Annotated in this window: 16 protein-coding genes; 2 read left to right on the forward strand and 14 right to left on the reverse strand. The window is 64.7% G+C overall.

Features of this window, described 5'->3' with window-relative positions; all coding sequences use genetic code 11:
- Positions 1–227 precede the first annotated feature (227 nt).
- Complete coding sequence (locus RQP54_RS05500; RefSeq protein ID WP_315677161.1) at positions 228–1538, forward strand: PilT/PilU family type 4a pilus ATPase; 1311 nt, start codon at positions 228–230, stop codon at positions 1536–1538.
- Positions 1539–1550: 12 nt separating this feature from the next.
- On the opposite strand, the gene aguB is transcribed toward RQP54_RS05500, so the two are convergent.
- Together aguB and RQP54_RS05510 are read right to left on the reverse strand one after the other, a co-directional pair.
- Positions 1551–2462: an N-carbamoylputrescine amidase gene (gene aguB / locus RQP54_RS05505; RefSeq protein ID WP_315677162.1), complete on the reverse strand. Its 912-nt coding sequence runs from the start codon at positions 2460–2462 to the stop codon at positions 1551–1553.
- Positions 2463–2499: 37 nt separating this feature from the next.
- A complete protein-coding gene (locus tag RQP54_RS05510) occupies positions 2500–3570 on the reverse strand; it encodes an agmatine deiminase family protein (RefSeq protein ID WP_315677163.1) in 1071 nt (356 codons plus the stop codon).
- Positions 3571–3655: 85 nt separating this feature from the next.
- On the opposite strand from RQP54_RS05510, the gene RQP54_RS05515 reads away from it, so the two are divergent.
- The gene (locus tag RQP54_RS05515; RefSeq protein WP_315677164.1) at positions 3656–4546 is read left to right on the forward strand and encodes a LysR family transcriptional regulator; all 891 of its coding nucleotides are present in this window, start codon (positions 3656–3658) and stop codon (positions 4544–4546) included.
- Positions 4547–4598: 52 nt separating this feature from the next.
- Here RQP54_RS05515 and RQP54_RS05520 read toward each other — a convergent pair whose 3' ends face one another.
- The 12 genes from RQP54_RS05520 to RQP54_RS05575 all read right to left on the reverse strand — a co-directional run bounded on the left by RQP54_RS05520 (position 4599) and on the right by RQP54_RS05575 (position 16620).
- Complete coding sequence (locus RQP54_RS05520) at positions 4599–4919, reverse strand: hypothetical protein (RefSeq protein ID WP_315677165.1); 321 nt, start codon at positions 4917–4919, stop codon at positions 4599–4601.
- A gap of 24 nt (positions 4920–4943) precedes the next feature.
- The gene (locus RQP54_RS05525; protein WP_315677166.1) at positions 4944–5681 is read right to left on the reverse strand and encodes an HD-GYP domain-containing protein; all 738 of its coding nucleotides are present in this window, start codon (positions 5679–5681) and stop codon (positions 4944–4946) included.
- Between the two features lie 97 nt (positions 5682–5778).
- On the reverse strand, positions 5779–7848 hold the full coding sequence (locus RQP54_RS05530) for a transporter substrate-binding domain-containing protein (protein ID WP_315677167.1): 2070 nt from the start codon (positions 7846–7848) through the stop codon (positions 5779–5781).
- 173 nt (positions 7849–8021) lie between these two features.
- The gene (locus RQP54_RS05535) at positions 8022–8795 is read right to left on the reverse strand and encodes a class I SAM-dependent methyltransferase (protein WP_315677168.1); all 774 of its coding nucleotides are present in this window, start codon (positions 8793–8795) and stop codon (positions 8022–8024) included.
- A 93-nt stretch (positions 8796–8888) separates the two neighbouring features.
- Complete coding sequence (locus tag RQP54_RS05540; protein WP_315677169.1) at positions 8889–9845, reverse strand: ParB/RepB/Spo0J family partition protein; 957 nt, start codon at positions 9843–9845, stop codon at positions 8889–8891.
- 6 nt (positions 9846–9851) lie between these two features.
- Complete coding sequence (locus tag RQP54_RS05545; protein WP_315677170.1) at positions 9852–10400, reverse strand: alpha/beta hydrolase; 549 nt, start codon at positions 10398–10400, stop codon at positions 9852–9854.
- A 64-nt stretch (positions 10401–10464) separates the two neighbouring features.
- Positions 10465–11250 carry an AAA family ATPase gene (locus RQP54_RS05550; protein WP_315677171.1) on the reverse strand — a complete coding sequence of 262 codons (786 nt, stop codon included), beginning with the start codon at positions 11248–11250 and terminating at the stop codon, positions 10465–10467.
- A gap of 24 nt (positions 11251–11274) precedes the next feature.
- The gene (locus tag RQP54_RS05555) at positions 11275–11889 is read right to left on the reverse strand and encodes a LysE family transporter (protein ID WP_315677172.1); all 615 of its coding nucleotides are present in this window, start codon (positions 11887–11889) and stop codon (positions 11275–11277) included.
- 375 nt (positions 11890–12264) lie between these two features.
- Positions 12265–12771 carry a hypothetical protein gene (locus RQP54_RS05560; protein WP_315677173.1) on the reverse strand — a complete coding sequence of 169 codons (507 nt, stop codon included), beginning with the start codon at positions 12769–12771 and terminating at the stop codon, positions 12265–12267.
- Between the two features lie 334 nt (positions 12772–13105).
- On the reverse strand, positions 13106–13765 hold the full coding sequence (rsmG, locus tag RQP54_RS05565) for a 16S rRNA (guanine(527)-N(7))-methyltransferase RsmG (protein ID WP_315677174.1): 660 nt from the start codon (positions 13763–13765) through the stop codon (positions 13106–13108).
- The gene (mnmG, locus tag RQP54_RS05570; RefSeq protein ID WP_315677176.1) at positions 13765–15813 is read right to left on the reverse strand and encodes a tRNA uridine-5-carboxymethylaminomethyl(34) synthesis enzyme MnmG; all 2049 of its coding nucleotides are present in this window, start codon (positions 15811–15813) and stop codon (positions 13765–13767) included. Before mnmG ends, rsmG begins: the two co-directional genes overlap by 1 nt.
- A gap of 111 nt (positions 15814–15924) precedes the next feature.
- The gene (locus tag RQP54_RS05575) at positions 15925–16620 is read right to left on the reverse strand and encodes a Crp/Fnr family transcriptional regulator (RefSeq protein ID WP_315677177.1); all 696 of its coding nucleotides are present in this window, start codon (positions 16618–16620) and stop codon (positions 15925–15927) included.
- Between the last annotated feature and the right edge of the window lie 89 nt (positions 16621–16709).

Genomic DNA, 16709 nt, shown 5'->3' on the forward strand with positions numbered 1-16709 from the left:
TGCGCCGGGCCCGCAGGGTGATCCGCATACCCAACCCGACCCTGCCCGCCGCGACTCCACTGGAGCAGGCGGGCTACTGGGATACCCTGCAAGCGGAGCTGCGCGGCAAGGGTCCGACACCCTGATTGCGGCGTGGGCGCGTCCCCAACAGGACGCCACAGACACTGCGCTTGATTTCGGCGCGCGCCTGTTGACCACGGCACGCAGCGCGCAGATACTGCGGCCGCATGAGCACACTCAACGAAGAACAGGCACGGGCCTACATGCACAAACTGCTGGCGGCCATGAGCCAAGCAGGCGGCTCGGACCTCTTCATCGCGCACGACTTCCCTCCCAGCATGAAGGCGCACGGCAGCATGACGCCGCTGACGCAGCAGAAGCTCACGGGCGATGTCACCCGGGTGCTGGCCCACGCCATGATGAACGAACGCCAGCGCGAGGAATTCGCCAAGGAGATGGAGTGCAACTTCGCCATCACCGTGCCGGGCGTGTCGCGTTTCCGCGTGAACATCTATGTGCAGCAGCAGAACGTGGCCATGGTGGTGCGCACCATTGCTTCCGAGATCCCGAACTTCGAAAAGCTGGCACTGCCGCCGGTGCTCAAGGACGTGATCATGAACAAGCGCGGGCTGGTGCTGGTGGTGGGTGGCACGGGCTCGGGCAAGAGCACCAGCCTGGCTGCCATGATCGACCACCGCAACAGCACCTCGGCCGGGCACATCATCACGGTGGAAGACCCGGTGGAATATGTGCACGTCTCAAAGAAATCGCTGGTCAGCCACCGCGAGGTCGGGGTCGACACGCACTCCTGGCACCATGCACTCAAGAACACGCTGCGTCAGGCACCGGACGTGATCCTGATCGGCGAAATCCGCGACCCCGAGACCATGGAGCATGCGATTGCCTTTGCCGAGACAGGGCACCTGTGCCTGGGTACGCTGCACGCCAACAGTGCCAACCAGGCCATTGACCGCATCATCAATTTCTTTCCCGAAGACCGCCGCAACCAGCTGCTCATGGACCTGTCGGCCAACCTGCGCGCCATCGTTTCGCAGCGGCTGGTGCGCACCGAGGACGGCAAGGGCCGCAAGGCGGCGGTGGAAATCCTGCTCAATACGCCCACGGTGGCCGAGCGCATCTTCAAGGGACAGTTCGGTGACCTCAAGAGCATCATGGACAAGTCGCGCGAGCTGGGCATGCGCACCTTCGACTGGGCACTGTTCGAGCTCTACGACCAGGGCTTCATCGGCTTCGAGGAAGCGATCCGCAATGCCGATTCGGCCAACGAGCTGCGCCTGGCCATCAAGCTCAAGAGCAACCGCGGTGAACCCGCCGGTGCCGAGGGCCCGACACTGAGTTTCGACAAGGACCCCACGCCTGAAGAGTTGGCGGCAATGCGTGAGGAGGAACAGCGCAAGCAGGCGGCACGGCGGCGCGAGCTGGAGGACGCCGAGTTGCAGCGCAAGATGCAGGAAAAGGGGCTGGACAGCCGCTTCGGCGACAGCAAGTTCGCCAACAGCCAGCCGGGGAGCGTGTAACCCCTGCGCGGATCAGCTGCGGCGCAACTGGCCGTCGCTGGTGAGCAGGCGGCCATACATCTCGGGGCGACGGTCGCGGAAGAAGCCGAAGGCCTGCCGTGCACGGCGGATGGCATCGAGGTCAAACTGCGCCAGCAGAATGGTCTCGTCCATGCGGTTGGCTTCCTGCACCTTGGCACCCGTATGGTCGGCAATGAAGCTGGAGCCATATAAGGTACTGGTCAGCGGTGCATGGCCCGGCACGCCGCTGCCCTTGCCAGTTTCCGTGCCCACGCGGTTGGCCGCCACCAACGGCACCATGTTGGCCGCGGCGTGGCCCTGCATGGTGCGCTGCCAGTGGCCCGATGAATCGAGCGTGGCATCCTGCGGCTCCGAGCCGATGATGGTGGGAAAACACAGCACTTCGGCGCCCATGAGCGCCATGCTGCGCGCCGTTTCGGGGTACCACTGGTCCCAACAGATGCCCACACCGATGCGCCCGAAGCGCGTGTCCCACACCATGAAACCGGTGTCGCCGGGGGTGAAGTAGTACTTCTCGGTGTAGCCCGGGCCGTCCGGAATGTGCGTCTTGCGGTAGCGGCCCAGGATGGTTCCGTCGGCATCGATGACCGCCACGGAGTTGTAGGTGGCGTTGCCCCCGCGTTCATAGAAGCCCACCGGCAGCACCACGCCCAGCTCGGCGGCCAATGCGGCAAAGTGGGCGAGCTGCGGGTTGCCTTCGAACGGCTGCGCCAGCGCGAAATGGTCGGCGTTCTGGTCGATGCAGAAGTAGGGCAGCATGAAGAGCTCGGGGCAGACGATGAGCTGCGCGCCCTGCGCAGCGGCCTGACGGATGAGCGCTTCAGCGCGGGCGATGTTCTTCGCAGCGTCCCAATCGCCCGAAGGCATCTGGACAGCGGCGACGGTGATGTTGCGGGAAGTCATGGTTCGGGTCTTGACGTGCGTTACTGGGGGCGGGGGCTTAATTGCGGGGTGTCACGGCCAGGCGATTGCCCAGCATGGGTTGCTGCTGGCTGGAGCAATGGGCACCGCCACCACCCACCGAAATGGCGGCCAGGGGCAGCAGCTCGACCAAGCGGTCGGGGAAAGCCCGGGCAAAGGCCTCGCGCGCCAGGGCGTCATTGGCCACGCCGTAGCTGCTGGAAATGACCGCGCCGTTGACCAGCACGTAGTTGGCATAGCTGGCGCAGAAGCGTTCGGTGCCCCAGGTGTCGTGGCCACGCGGCACGGGCAGCTCCAGAATTTCAAAGCGTCGGCCCCGCGCGTCGGTGGCCAGCTCCAGCGCGCGGCGGTTTTCCTGCATGCAGCGGTAGTACTCGCCCTGGTCGGGTTCGGCCGCGTTGAACAGGATGCGCCCGGGCGCGATGAACGAGGCAATGATGTCCACGTGGCCGTTGGTTTCCACCTCGGCCGGGTTGCCGGGCAGCCAGATGACCTTCGTCACGCCCAGCATGCGGCGCAGCTCGGCTTCGATGTCGGCGCGCGTCAGGTGCGGGTTGCGGTTGGGATGCAGCAGGCAGCTCTCGGTGGTGAGCAAGGTGCCCTGCCCGTCCGAATAGAACGAGCCGCCTTCGAGCACCATGTCGCTGCTCTGCAGCGGCACACCAGCCAGGCGGGCCATGTCCACGGCGAGCTGGGCGCAGCCGTCGTAGGGCGTGTACTTCTCGCCCCAGGCGTTGAAGCGAAAGCGCGTGGCGAGCTGCTGCACGCGGTCGTCGTTGACCAGGAAGATGGCACCGCAGTCGCGCAGCCAGTTGTCTTCCACAGCCAAGGGCAGCACCTCCACCGTGGGGCCACACAACGCTCGGGCCTGGGCCACCAGCGGGGTGTAGGCGGTGACGATGCAGCGCTGGTATTTGGCAATGGTGCGTGCCAGCAAGGCAAAGGCCTCGCACACGGCGGCGTAGTGGGGGCCCCAAAGCTCCTCGCGGTTTTCCTGCACGGGCCAGCCCAGCCAGGTGGCGGCCTGGGGCTCCCATTCGGCGGGCATGCGAAAGCCCTCGCGGGCGGCATCGAATCGTGTCTTGGTCATGGCGGCTTCAAAAGGACGGATCCGCAAGACTGTATGTTGAAGCAGAGTAATTGAAAAGCGACATTTATTGCGACAATCAATAAATATGGCTCATGTTTCCAACGCCCGCCTGCCGTCGCTGAAGCTGCTCATCGGTTTCGAGGCTGCGGCGCGGCTGGGCAACTATTCGCGCGCCGCGGACGAGTTGTGCGTGTCGCAGTCGGCCATCAGCCACCAGATTGCGCAGCTCGAGCGGCACGTGGGGCAAGCGCTGTTCAGGCGCAAGGGGCGCGGGGTGGAGCTGACCATTCCCGGGCGGCTGCTGTTCGAAAGCGTGGCGCAGTCGTTCGAGGTGATCCGCGGTGGCTTGGACCGCATCGCCACCTACCTGGACCCCGACCTGGTCACCATCGTGTGCCCGGCCACCGTGGCGCACGGCTGGCTGCAGCCGCGCCTGGACGCGCTGACGACGCAATTTCCCTCGCTGAAGCCCATCGTGTCGATAGACGAGTCGTACCGGTACGTGGACGAGATGGATCTGGACATTCTCCTCACACCCACCCCGCTGCGCCAACCCAACCTGCGCGAGGTGGAACTACTGCGCGACCGCCTGTGCGTAGTTGCCACTCCCGGCATGGCCCACGTCTGGGCAGCGGGCCAGACAGCGACGGGCCTGCTGTGCCTGGAGAGCGACCTTACCTCGCCGCTGGCCGGGCCCTACCTGCGCCAGCATTTCGGCGACCTGCCCAAGGCGGCTATCTACGACGACGCCCGCCTGCTGCTCGACGCGGCCCGGCGCGGCCGCGGCATCGCCCTGGTGTCGGAGCTGCTGGCACATGAGGCCCTGGCCAGCGGCGCCCTGGTGCGTCTGGGGGCATTTGCCTCCCTGCCTCTGGGCAGCGTATGGATGTCCGGGATAGCGGTTGAACCACGTTCGGCGCTCGTGGCCGAGGTATTTGATGCCTTGGTGGGGATGGCCGGCTGCCAGATCGACTAGCGCGCAGGCCGAGAGACCGGGGCGCTCAGTGGTGCACCCTGGGGATCTCTGTTCAGAGGAAGACCTGGATCGCAAACACCGCCAATGCCAAAGCAATGGCGGACATGTAAAGGCGCAGGGTGTTGCGGTAGTAACGGTAGGCCTGCTCTGGCTCGCGAACCGGCTGCAGCATGCGGTACAGGGCCATCAGCATCAGCAGCGCCGCAAAAAGGGTGCCCCAGAAATGCAAGTGGTCGCTGGTATTGCGCAAGGCGAAGCCCGGTTCAGATACCCATTGCCCGACGTATCCAAGCAGAAAGCCCAGGATGACACCCAGCGAGGTCACCACCGGTTGGCGGAAGTCCTTGATGTCAAAGCCCGGCGGAGGCGTCATCGTGAACAGTGACAGCGTGCGGGACTACAGGACGGCGACTTCGGCAATGGCATTGGCCATGTATTCGATCTTCTGCTGCATGTCGGCTTCGGTGTCGGCATAGCGGCTGGCGATGGCGGCAAACTGCGCCTGCGCCTCGACAAAGGCGTCGACCACATCGGGGTCGAAATGAGCGCCACGTTCCGAGGCGATGATCTGCATCGCCTTGTCATGGGGCACACCGTCCTTGTAGACCTTGCTGGAGATCAGCGCGTCATAGACGTCGGCCACGGCCACGATGCGTGCCGCCAGCGGGATGACCGGCCCCAGCAGACCCTTGGGGTAACCGGCACCGTTCCACTTCTCGTGGTGGCACAGGGCCACGTCCTTGGCCATGGCCAGCAGGGGCGAATGCAGTTTGAGCGTGGTCTCGGCGCGCACCATGGCTTCGTAGCCCAGGGTGGTGTGTTGCCGCATGATGGAGAGCTCGTCAGGCGTGAGCTTGCCGGGTTTGAGCAGGATGCGATCCGGCACCCCGACGGTTCCCATGTCGTAGATCGGCACGCACAGCACCAGCATGTCCACATAGTCGTCGGTCAAGGTGGCGGCCAGGGTGGCATTGCGTGCCTTCAGACGTTCACACAGCACACGCACATAGTGCTGCACGCGCAGGATGTGGCTTTCGGTATCGGACTCGCGCAGCTCAGCCAGCGTGGCCAGGGCAAACAACACGACCTGATGCGCCTGCAAGACCGGCGCGGTAGTGGAAACGGGGTTGCTCATCTTCGTCCTCCTGGACGCCCCTGGTGGGGCGCTTGGTGCATGGCTACCATTCTGCCACTGTCGCTGCGCCAACGTAAGCCAGCGGCTGACAAATGCATCAGGGCGTATCGGTGCTGCGCTTCTTTTGCCGGCGCTTGGCGACGTACATCTGCTGATCCGCACGAGCGATGCACTGGTCCAGCGAGCTGCCTGCGTCGCGCAAGTCGATGCCGATGGCGGCGCTGGGATGCAGGGTGGTGCCACCGGGGAGCACCACAGCAGACTGGGCGCAGTGGGCCTGGAACAGGTCCACCTGCTGCTGCAGTGCGGCCGCATCGGCCGGTGCCAGCAGCATCAGGAACTCGTCCCCGCCCATGCGGTACAGCCGGGCCTGCGGCCAGTGGGCGCGCATGGCATCGGCAAAGGCACACAACAGCGCATCGCCTGCGGCGTGGCCATGGGCATCATTGGTGCGCTTGAGGTTGTTGAGGTCGGCCACAATGACGGCTGCTGGCGGTACCAGCCACTGCTCCAATGCGTCCACGTGGGCGTTGAAATGGTTGCGGTTGAGGCAGCCCGTCAAGGCATCGGTGTACAACCACTGTTCACGCTCGCGAAGGAACTGGTTCTGCAGCCGCGCCTGGGTCAGCTTGCGCGCGATCACCGCCGTCAGGGCCACGATACCCACCAAAGCAGCGGCCAGCACCCCTGCCAGCCACAGCAGGCGGCGATTGCTTTCGTTTGGAACGGCTGGCACCGATTGCAGCGCACGGTACTTGATCTGCTCGTACGGCAGCATGGGCAGCACCTTGTCCAGAATCCCGGCCAGCTCGGGTTGCTGGCGCGAGACCCCGAAGTACAAGGATGAGTCCCCCGAGGTGTCGCCCCGCTTGACCAACTCCTGGTACCCCAGGCCGTTGATGTAATAGTCGGCCACGGTCGGGTTCTCGATCAGGTAGTCGGCCTCGCCGTCGCGCACCTTGCGCAGCGATTCGAGGATGTCTGCCGTCTTCACCATGCTGGGCTGACGCAGGTTGCGCCGCAGGTACTCTTCATGCCAGAAGCCATCGATCACGGCCACGCGCTGGTCCTCCAGGGCGTAGATGTCGGGAATCGGCGGGCTGCTGCGACGACCGATGATGATGTCGCGCTCCGGGCTGAAAGGGCGTGGGAAGAGAAAGTCGGCCTGGCGCTCTTCGGTCTTGGCCATGTTGACCACGTGGATTCGCCCGGCGCGCGCCTCCTCCATGATCCGGGCAAACGGTGCGGACACCACGCGCAACTGCATGCCCACTGCCTGGGCGACCTCCTGGAGCACCTCCCCGGCAATGCCCTTGTACTGGCCCTGGCTCTGGTAATCAAAGGGAAGGTAGTCTTCGGCAGCGCCCACCACGGCGATCCCCGACCGCTCCAGCCAGGCAAGCTCTGCGTCGGTCAGCTGCAGGGCCTTGCGGTTGAACAGGCTACGCGCCTGACGCGCCAGTTCCGCAATGTGGGCCCCGCGCTGCTGCAGGTAGCGGTCCAGGATGCCGGCCAACGGCGCGTCGGCATGGCGCACCGCCAAGGTCATGTCGGAGGTGATGGTGCGCAACTCCGCGACGATGGCCAGCTCGGGATGGGCGACCACGTACTCCACCTCCGAGCCGCCACCCGAGGTGACAAAGGCGTCGACACGGCCCGCCAGCAAGGCTGGCAATGCAGCGGCCTGATCCGGAAAGATGGCAGGCGCAAAGCGGATCTTGGGGTAGGCCTGCGGCAGTGCCTGCAGCACGAAGTCACTGGCGATGAAGCCGATGGCCTTGCCGTCGATATCACCCAGGGTCTTGACGCTGCCGTCCTTGCGCGCCAGCACGACATAGGGGTAGCGCTGGGCTGGCGCGGTGAAGCGCATGATCTTCTCGCGCTCCGGCGTCGGGTTGGCACCGTACAGGACATCGGTCTGCCCCTGCACGAAATGTCGGTAGGCTTCGTCCCAGCCACTGGCCTGCGCGGCCACCAGCTTCAGCCCGGTTTGGGCATTGATGTCGTCCAGCAGCAGGTGCAGGAAACCCTGCCGTCGGCCCCGCAGCGCGAAGCTGTCCATGCCGGAGTAGGGATCGAATCCGACCTGCAGCGGCTGACCCGCGTGCGCGGCCACCCATTGGGCCTGTTCGGGCGTCAGGGCCAACCCGGCGGACGCGGATGCCATGCTGCAAAGCGCCCACCCGGCACCCAGCATCCATGTGATGGCGCGTCGCCACCACGCCGATTGGCCCGCACCTCCCTGCCCCGTTCGTCCCCGCATACCACCTCTTTCCTGTGTCTGCCCTCGCTGCCCGGGTCCCGGACGCGCAGTTTGCAGACCGGGCTGCCTGCGCTGGGTCAGCGCCTGTCCGTCTGCGGTGCCGCGAGTGTAGGGAAAGGGGCGCGGTACAGCCACAGGGATTTCCCGCCGTCGGCCACCGTCCAGTGGGCCACCGGGGTGTGGTCGGGTACGGCAAAGTCCAGGCTGACCAGCCAGGCCCCCGGGCGCAGCTCGGAGCACGCCTTGTCCCAGGCCCGCGGCATGCTTTCCGGGCGCTGGAACAGGTAGACCATGTCATACCCACCCCAGGGCGTCGCCCACATATCGCCCTGGCGGACACTCGCCCACGGGCAGCGCAGGGCACACAGCAGGCGCAGCGGCCAGCTCCACTCCACCCCATGCAGGGCCGCTTGGGGGTAGGCGCGGTGCAGCGCCTGCAGGCCGTGGCCCAGGCCGCAGCCGGCGTCCAGCACCTGGGCGCCTTCGGGCAGCGGAGCGTGCTGCGGCAGCAGGGCCAGCGCGTCGGCAGGCGTCGGGAACAGAGGGGCGTCGCGCCAGGCGTTGAGCGGGTAGACCAGCAGCAACAGCAGCAGGGGCAGCAACCAGGCCCAGGCCGGGAGCTGCAGGGCGCCACTGAACGCCAGCGACAGCGGAAAGCCCGCCGCAATGAAGAGGCGCCGCCACCAGCGGTCGCCGGCCAGGCTGCACACCACGCCGAGAGCGCAGGCGGCCCCCAGCGCAAGTGTCGGCTCCAACGCCAAGGACAGCATGGTCTTGAACAGGCCCCAGGAAGCCAGCCATGCCAGCACGGCGGGCAGGGGCCAGACCCACAGTGTGCGCAGTCGGTTCATTCTGCCGCGGACCGGCTGCGACCTGGGTTCAGGGACAGAATTGGCATCCAGCCCGCGTATTCATTGCGCAGACAGCTATCGAAACAATAGCGCCTAGCGGCTGGCATGGCCGCTCAGGCGGTCGATCAGGCCATTGAGTTCATCGAGCGAGCCGAACTGGATCACCACCTCGCCCATTTCTTCCATGCGGCCATGGCGCTTGACGCGCTTCTTCACATGCACTTCCACCTGCGCGGTGAGCAGGTCGGACAGTTCCTCTTCCACACGCTTGAGGTCGCGCGACTTTTCCTTCGGCGGCTTGGAGGGCTTGAGCGAGAACTCGGCACCCAATTTTTTGACCAGGCTCTCGGCCTCGCGCACCGACATCTTCTTGGTGGCGATCTGGTTGGCGGCGGTGATCTGCGTGGCGCGGTCCAACGCCAGCAGGGCGCGGGCATGGCCCATGTCGATGTCGCCGGCCATGAGCATGGTCTGCACCGGGTCGGCCAGGTTCAAGAGGCGCAGCAGGTTGGAGGCGGCACTGCGCGAGCGGCCCACGGCCTGCGCGGCGCTCTCGTGCGTGAGGCCGAATTCGCGGATCAGGCGCTGCAGGCCCTGCGCTTCTTCGAGCGGGTTCAGGTCTTCGCGCTGGATGTTCTCGATCAGCGCCATGGCGGCGGCGGCCTCATTGGGCACATCGCGTACCAGCACGGGCACACGGTCCAGCCCGGCCAGCTTGGCAGCGCGGAAGCGGCGTTCCCCGGCAATGATCTCGTAGATGGCGCGCTTCTTCCCGTCGCCCAGATGCTTGGCCGCATCGGCTTCATCGAGCTTGCGCACCAGGATGGGCTGCATGATGCCCTGGGCCTTGATGCTCTCGGCCAGCTCGTACAGGGCACCTTCATCCATGCGCGTGCGCGGCTGGTAGACGCCGGCCACCATGTCGGCCAGCAGCAGGGTGCTGGGCGTGCCGCTTTCCGCCGTGGTTTCGGCCGGTGCCACATCCTTGACTTTGGGCCCCAGCAGGGCTTCGAGGCCCATGCCCAGGCCTTTGGGTTTCTTGGTGACCATGGTGGTTTATCCCTTGTGCAATTGGTTCAGAAATTCCAGCCCCTCGGGCCAGTCGCCCAGGCCCGAGTCGGCATTGATGTGACCGCGGTGACCGTAGTCCACGAAGCTGCTGCCCCAGCTCTGCGCAAAGCCTTGGGCGCGCTCGAACGTGCAGTACGGGTCGTCGTGGCTACCCAGCAGGATGCTCGGAAACGGCAGCGGCTGGCGCACTACGGGCGACCAAGAGCGCAATGGAGCGCGCAGCTTTTCGCGCTCGGGGTCGCCGGGCGCCACCAGCAGGGCGCCAGCCACCAAGTGCGGATTGCGTGTGACGCTGGCCCAGGCAGCAGTGAGCATGCAACCCAGGCTGTGCGCGACCAGAATGCTGGGGCCGGTCTGGCCGAGCAGCACGTCTTCGAGGCGCGTGATCCAGTCGCCACGCAGCGGCTGCATCCAGTCGTGCTGCTCCACGCGCACAAAGCCGTACAGCGCTTCCCAACGGCTTTGCCAGTGGGCCGGGCCCGAGCTTTGCCAGCCGGGCAGCACCAGGACGCGGGTGGGGTCAAAATCAGTCATTCGCTATTGAATTTATAGCTGCTTGCGCAATGTTTACGAGGGCTAGATGCAAATTTGACACCGATTACATGGTGCGGATTCGCTCCACCATCTCTTCGGCAAAGGCCACGAAGGATTGCGCGCCCTTGGACGCCGGGTCAAACGCCACGCCGGGCACACCGTAGCTGGGCGCTTCGGCCAGACGCACGTTGCGCGGGATGACGGTGTTGAACACCTTGTCGCCGAAGTGGGCCTTGAGCTGGTCGCTGACCTGCTGCTGCAGCGTGATGCGCGGGTCGAACATGACGCGCAGCAGGCCGATGATCTGCAGGTCGTCGTTGAGGTTTGCCTTGACCTGCTTGATGGTGTTGACCAGGTCGGTCAACCCTTCGAGCGCAAAGTACTCGCACTGCATGGGCACGATGACGCCGTGGGCGCTGCACAGGCCGTTGAGCGTGAGCATGCTCAAAGACGGAGGGCAGTCGATGAGCACGAAGTCGTAGTCCAGCGCCACCGCGGCGATGGCCTGGCGCAGACGCTTCTCGCGCCGCTCCAGTTCCACCAGCTCCACCTCGGCCCCGGCCAGCTCCCGGTTGGCGCCGAGCACGTCGTAGCTGCAACCGGCATCTTTCAGCTTGTCGCTCTGCACACGTGCTTCGGCAATAGTGGCCGACTCCAGCAGCACGTCGTACACGGTCAGCTCGATGCTGCGCTTGTCCACACCCGAGCCCATGGTGGCATTGCCCTGTGGGTCCAGGTCCACCATCAACACGCGCTGGCCGATCTTGGCCAGACCGGCGGCCAGGTTCACGGTGGTGGTGGTCTTGCCCACGCCACCCTTTTGGTTCGCTACGCAGAATACTTTTGCCATGTTGCAGTGCTCTTCAGAAAACCATTAACGCGAAACCGCGAGCTTGACGCCGAAGCCCAGCAGGGCGATGCCCGCGAGCTTTTCGAGCACGCGGCCAATCATCGGATTGGCGCGCATGCGGTTGGCCAGGAAGTAGGTCAGCAAGGTCGCGCCCAGTCCGTACAGGAAAGTCAGGAACGCAATGGTGGCTGCCATGAATCCGTAGGTCACCAAGCCCAACTGGGTGGCGGGATCGACGAACAGCGGAAAGAAGGCCATGTAGAACAGGATGGCCTTGGGGTTGAGCAGGGTGATCATCAGCGCCTGGCGCAGGTAGTGGCCGGCAGTGATGTTGAGCACCGGCGCCGCGCCGGGCTTGGCCAGCAGCATCTTCACCCCCAGCCAGGCCAGGTAGGCGGCACCGAGCCACTGGATGGCATTGAAAGCGTCGGGGTAGGCATGCAGCAGTGCCGCCACACCGGCCACCGCCGACCACATCAGCACCTGGTCGCCCAGGATGACCCCGAAGGTCGCCGCCAGCCCGCCCTGGATGCCACCCTTGGAGGTGGACGTCACCAGGGCCAGATTGCCGGGGCCGGGGATGGCAAGGAACACGATGATCGTGACGACAAAGGTGAAGTAGTCGGTGACGCCGAGCATGGGGTTTCCTGGTGGTGGGGGCGGGGCGCGGAGGGCGCGGGGAAAGGGAGTTTAACGGGTCACTTGTTCTTCGCTTGAATTTGCTTTTTGGGGTGTCGCTTTTTTGTTGGGCTTTGATTTCTTGTTACAAGCCGGGTCGCGCCCCGGCAGGCGCCTTCCTTTTCTTGCTTCGCCAAGAAAAGGAAGCAAAAGAAGGCGAGCCGGATGCGTCGGCCCTTCGCATTCGCTACGGGCTCACTGCGTTGCTCGTGCGGGGCGGGAGGCGCGCAAACTCGCCCTACGGGCTCAAACAGCGCGCGCCTCTTCTTCCGCCCCACCCTGCGCTACTCGACTCCGCATGACGGCCTGCAATACCGGGAACGCTCGTAGTTTGCGCTAGACACCGCTCGCATAGTGTTGGAAGTAGAACCAGGCAAAGGCGTACCCTGCGAGCAGACTGAACGAATAGAGAGAAGCCAATTTGGCTCGTAGATTCCTGCGCAGCACGACACCAGTCCAACTCCAAGCAGCAAGACCCACCACTGCAAGAGCTGCTCCAAACACTGCTGCGGCGAACGACGTGCTGCTAATTGCACCCCAGAAAGAACCTCCAATGAAGAATGCCAACATCGCCACCGTCGGCTTTGTGTCCTGTGACCACGGCGGCTTTATCACTGGCTGCCCCTCCGTCCGGGATTCCCAAGCAAGCCCCGCAAACAATCCCAGAGCAACCACCACAAGTCCTTGCAAACCGCTCAGCCAGGGCACATAACGCACCCCCAGTATCGCCATTCCGGACGCAACCGAAATAGCGACAAATACTCGCCACCGCAGCAAAACCAGGATCAAGTGCAGAAGGTCGTCCATCGAAGGTGCTTTCATCCATTCAACGCCGACGAGCATAGTTCAGTTCTGACACTCCGCATCCGCCGAGCGCAGCGATGGCACGTATTCCTACCCCCTTCTGGCTGCGCCAAGGAGCGGAGGAAGCAACGGATCAGGGCTGGCGACTGTTTGAGCCCACAGGGCGAGTTTCGCCAGACCCCGTTGATTCTGAGCACCGCAGGTTGCCCCGGTGCGCTGGGCGCACCGGGGACGCAGACAGCAGGGTCGCCTTTCTTTGGCTACTTTCTTTGGCGAAGCAAAGAAAGTAGATCGCCCGCCGGGGCGAGACCCGGCCGGCCGCACGCTGTCGGGCGCACATCCCGACATGCCTCGCCCTGTCAGGGCAATTCAATCATGCCGAAACCGGCCGCATCCACACAATGCACCGCTCCGCATCCAACCCCGGCACCACCAACTGTTCCACGTGAAACACAGCGACAGACGAAGGCAAGGCAGCCAGCTCATCCGCAGGGTGTTTCCCTTTCATCCCCATCCAGACCCCACCCTCCCCAACCGCCGAGCGCGACCAGGTGGTGAAATCGACCAGCGATGCAAAGGCCCGGGAACTGACCACGTCGTAGCCATCGGTCAGCGACTCCACCCGCGCATGGACACCGCGCAGATTCTTGAGCCCCAGACTGACCGCCACCTGCTGAATGAACGCCGCCTTCTTGCCCACCGTGTCCACACAGTCCACCTTGACCATCGGACAGCAGATGGCAATCACCACGCCCGGGAGTCCTGCGCCCGAGCCCACGTCGAGCAACCGGGCGTCCTCGCCTTTGCCCATGTCTGCCAACTGTCGCTGCAAGGGCGCGATCACCGAGAGGCTGTCGAACAGGTGGTGCGTGAGCATCTCCTCGGGGTCACGCACGGCGGTCAGGTTATAGACCTTGGTCCATTTCTGGATCAGCACCAGGTAGTCGGCCAAGCTTTGCGCCTGCTGCGCGCTCAAGTCCAGTCCCAGTCTGGTACCCGCTTCCAGAATGCGGTCAGTCAATGCCTGCCCCATCACGCAGTCTCCGCCTCGGTGGCAAAGCCCTTGAACTTGCCCTTCTTCAGATGGATCAGCAGCAGCGAAATGGTGGCCGGGGTGATGCCCGACAGGCGCGAGGCCTGACCCAAGGTTTCGGGCCGGTGCTTGTTCAGACGCTGGCGCGCCTCGATGCTCAGGGCCGATACCTGCATGTAATCCAGGTCCGCCGGCAGACGCAGATTTTCGTAGTACGCCGCACGCTCGATCTCGCCCTTCTGACGGTCGATGTAGCCCGCGTACTTGATCGCAATCTCCACCTGCTCCTGCACTTCGGCGCGCAAAGACTCCTCATGCACCGGATTGGTTTCACGTGAAACAGCGGGCAGCAAGTCGGCATTCACAAAGCGCCCGCCTTCCATGCCGACCAGGGTTTCGTAGGTCACACCGGGCCGGCGCAACAGGTCGGCGAGGTTGTATTCGTGGTCAATGGCCTTGCCGAGCACCCGTTCAGCTTCCGCTTGATCGAGGTTGCGCGGGTTCACCCAGATCGATTTCAGGCGCTCTGTTTCACGTGAAACCGCATCGCGCTTGCGGCAATAGGTTTCCCAGCGCACATCGTCCACCAGGCCCAGCGCCCTGCCCGCTTCGGTCAGACGGGCGTCGGCATTGTCCTCGCGCAGCTGCAGGCGGAACTCGGCGCGGCTGGTGAACATGCGGTAGGGTTCGGTCACGCCCTTGGTGATCAGATCATCCACCAGCACGCCCAGGTAAGCCTGGTCGCGACTGGGCAACCAGCTGTCGCCCATGTAGGTAATGCTGCCTGCGGCACTCGCCGCTTCCATGCGCTCACTCGCCTCGCCACCCAAGGCACGCACCTGCAGCGCGGCATTGATGCCGGCAAACAGGCCCTGCGCCGCCGCCTCTTCGTAGCCCGTGGTGCCGTTGATCTGTCCGGCGAAGAACAGGCCGCCGATCTGTCGCGTCTCGAAACTGCTCTTGAGCGAACGCGGGTCGAAGTAGTCGTACTCGATGGCGTAGCCAGGGCGCAGGATGTGCGCGTTCTCCAGCCCCTTCATGCTCCGTACCAGGTCGTACTGCACATCGAACGGCAGGCTGGTGGAAATGCCGTTGGGGTAGTACTCGTGCGTGGTCAGACCTTCGGGTTCCAGGAAGATCTGGTGGCTTTCCTTGTCGGCAAAGCGGTTGATCTTGTCTTCCACGCTCGGGCAGTAGCGCGGCCCCACCCCTTCGATCTTGCCCGTAAACATGGGGCTGCGGTCGAAGCCGCTGCGGATGATCTCGTGCGTGCGCGCATTGGTGTGCGTGATCCAGCACGGCATCTGCTGCGGGTGCATCTGCGCATTGCCCAGAAAGCTGAACACCGGCACGCCCAACTCGGGGCGCTCACCGCCGGGCATACCGTCGCCAGGCTGTTCGGTGCATTGCGAAAAGTCGATGGAGCGACCATCGATGCGCGGCGGGGTGCCGGTCTTGAGGCGGCCCTGCGGCAGCTTCAGTTCCTTCAGGCGGTGGCTCAAGGACTGGGCCGGCGGGTCGCCCGCGCGCCCGGCCGCGTAGTTGTTCAGCCCCACATGGATCTTGCCGTCGAGGAAGGTTCCGGCGGTCAGCACCACGGTGGTCGAGCGAAAGGCAATGCCTACCTGCGTCACGGCCCCCACCACGCGCTCGCCTTCCACCAGCAGGTCGTCCACCGCCTGCTGGAACAGCCACAGGTTGGGCTGGTTTTCCAGCATGCGGCGGATGGCGGCCTTGTACAGCACGCGGTCGGCCTGGGCACGGGTGGCGCGCACGGCCGGGCCCTTGGAGCTGTTGAGGATGCGGAACTGGATACCCGCTTCGTCGGTGGCCAGTGCCATGGCACCGCCCAAGGCATCCACTTCCTTCACCAGATGGCCCTTGCCGATGCCACCGATGGACGGGTTGCAGCTCATCTGGCCCAGGGTTTCGATGTTGTGGGTCAGCAGCAGGGTCTTGCAGCCCATGCGCGCGCTGGCCAGGGCAGCTTCGGTACCGGCATGGCCGCCACCGACGACGATGACGTCGAAGTGTTGTGGATAAATCATGTGCAGGGGTGGACGCAGGCTCCCGGCACGGGGCGGCGTCATCAAGGGGGGAAGGGGCGATTTTACCGGGGGGCCTCTTACCCCACAACCCTCGGGGAAAGGACGGCCGCTTCAGGAGCGCTCGGCAATGCGCTCCAGCGCCGGCACATCCAGGATGTCGATGCGGCCATAGCCCAAGGCCACCACACCCGCATCCACCAGAGCCCCCAGCGCCTTCCAAAGCGACGGACGGGTCACCCCCAGCATCATGGCCAAGGCATCCTGTGACACCAGCACCCGAGCCCTGGCCTGCTCGGCCATGGTCGCGTCACCGTGGGCCAGCACCAGCAAGCGCCGCGCCACGCGGGCACCCAGGTTGCGCACCATGGTGTCCTCCACCATGCCGAACACCACGCGCAGCCGCAAGGCCTCCAGCCGGGCCAGGGCCTGCACAAAGGGCAGACGCTGCATCAGCTGGCCGAAGCCTTCGGGCGATATCACCAGAAGTTCCAGCGCTTCCAGGGCCGTGGCGTCATAGGGGTTGGGCAGACCATCCAGCAAGGTGGATTCGTTGAACCAATTCCCCGCTTCGATCAGCGCCAGGATGCCCTCGCGCCCGTCCGCCCCGACGCTGGAGATCTTGACCACGCCGCGCACCAGGCCATAAAAACCGCCATCGACCGAGCCCTTGCCGTACAGCAGGGCCCCGCGCGCAAGCTGCATCGGCTCGGCACGCTCCAGCATGGCCATCTGCTCCGACACCGGCAAGGCGCCAAACCAGGGATTGCCCCGCAGCAATTGCAACAACTCGGCACTGGGGTCACGCATCGAAAGATTCTCCGTACAAACCCTAGACTGTTAAATTTTTAACAGTTTACTGCCTCCAAGCGGTGTAATGTCCGCGACTGATCTTCGGC

Source organism: Curvibacter sp. APW13, assembly GCF_032337135.1.
In the GTDB taxonomy this organism is placed as follows: Bacteria; Pseudomonadota; Gammaproteobacteria; order Burkholderiales; family Burkholderiaceae_C; genus Allorhodoferax.